Annotated in this window: 3 protein-coding genes; 1 reads left to right on the top strand and 2 read right to left on the bottom strand. The window is 63.4% G+C overall.

Annotated elements, in window-relative coordinates:
• A partial coding sequence (locus WBV42_RS06725) for an SWIM zinc finger family protein (RefSeq protein WP_423985345.1) occupies positions 1-588 on the top strand: 588 nt, incomplete at its 5' end.
• 43 nt (positions 589-631) lie between these two features.
• On the opposite strand, the gene hjc is transcribed toward WBV42_RS06725, so the two are convergent.
• Positions 632-1,120 (bottom strand): Holliday junction resolvase Hjc, encoded by a 489-nt coding sequence (gene hjc, locus WBV42_RS06730; protein WP_066140512.1) that lies wholly within the window; start codon positions 1,118-1,120, stop codon positions 632-634.
• 359 nt (positions 1,121-1,479) lie between these two features.
• Positions 1,480-1,663 (bottom strand): hypothetical protein (locus WBV42_RS06735; protein WP_423985346.1); only part of this gene is annotated, 184 nt, incomplete at its 5' end.

Here is a 1,663-nt window from a genome sequence, read left to right on the forward strand (position 1 = left end):
ATGTCCGTCACGCCGCTCGGTGGCGGACTGTACGAAGTCGAAAGCCAGAGCGACAACACGTACTTCGTGGACCTGCTCTGGGGTCGCTGTACCTGCCCCGACCACATGATGCGGGGCGTCCGGTGCAAGCACATCCGGCGGGTCGCGATCGAAATCAACGAGGGGCGCGTGCCCCCGCCGGGAAAGGAGGCCGTCGAGTGTACCCGATGTGACTCGGTCGTCTTCGTGGACGAGAAGACGGCCGCCGCCGGGCCGCACTTCTGTGATCACTGTCGGCTCGAACCCGGCGAACCCGTCGTGGACCGCGCGAGCGGCGACCTGCTGGTCGTCGTTCGGATGACCGACTACAGGGCCGACCAGGTCGAGGTACCGGGCCGCGACTGCACCGTCGCCGAGTATCCGACGAACGAGGGTTACCCGGCGGACGACCCGGTGGTCGAAGTGCTCTACCCGATTCCGTCGGGGCTTCGACCCGAACAGGTCGAGTCGCGTCACCTTCGGCGCTACTCGTTCCCGCGCTCGCGGCTCAAGCGGCCGGGACGACCGGACGACCAGTCCGAGTTGACCGACTTCCCGGACGCCGAGTAGTCGGATCGATTTTTCAGCATTTTCGAATCCACTGCGAAGACCGCTATTCCAAAATCTCCGTCGCCTCTTCCACCGAGAGAACGCCTTGATCGACCGCGTGTAGGATGTCCGAGACGCTGTGTTTCGATTCTTCGTCCTCGTCGTCGCTTTGGAGGTCGTCCATCGAGTCCCCGTCCTCCAGCGCTTTCTCCTTTTTCACCCGGTAGTTCCCACCCTTCGTCTGGTGAACGTCGGCGGGGTGGAAGAAGTACCAGTCCTCGCGGTCGAAGCGCACGCCGATCTTCGGCTTCGCGCCGAAGTTCTGCGAGAAGTAGACCAGCGCCTCGACTTCCTCCCCCGTGAGATAGATCGGGTCGCCAGAACTCGATTTCGCCTCGATGGCATAGAAGACGTTCCCGTTCCCGGCCAGCACGTCCGGCAGTTCGCGCTGGGTCGCACCCCCGCTCGCGGGAGCACGCATGACCGCAAATCCGACCTCGTCCAACCTGTTAACGAGTTCACGCTCCCGTCTGTCGCCTTTCCGATTCGCCATGTTGTCGATGGTCGGCGGTCGCGGGCAATAAAACGGCCGATAGCGCAGTGGAAGTGAACCCGACGGCGTGATGATTCGAGCTTTGAGTCGCAGTAGCTCCGAGGAAAGTCCAGAAAGCTCCCGTCCGTTCGCTACGACGAGACGTTTCTGATTCATATGTGATTTCAATAACTGCGATGAGGACCTCGAAAGCCCCCGCCCGCTCGCGGTCGCTCGCCGACATCTTCCCTCGGTTTGCGTTGCTCACCTCGGGAAGAGGGGTCAGCGAGACGACCACGCGTTGCGCGAGCGGGCGGCCCCTTTCATCCCACCCAAACCGCCACCGCACCACACCCTCCCCAACCGATTCGCTCCACTCCTTACCAGTCGTTCCGCTCATCCCTCGCACGATAGCCAGTCAGGCCCTCGGCCGAGATGGCCTCGGGCCTGCTGGCCCGCGCGCCACTCGGCGGGACGGGCTTGGTGATACCGACCAACCGCACGGCGCGCGAGGGACGAGTATCGCAGCGAGTGAAACGAGCGAGAAACACAGTCGGTTTGGGG

This window comes from Haladaptatus sp. (assembly GCF_049589095.1).
Taxonomy (GTDB): Archaea; Halobacteriota; Halobacteria; order Halobacteriales; family Haladaptataceae; genus Haladaptatus.

What these genes read in the sequence shown, in the direction of transcription:
- hjc (WP_066140512.1), bottom strand. Translation starts at nt 1,120, where the DNA reads ATGGCGAATCGGAAAGGCGACAGACGGGAGCGTGAACTCGTTAACAGG.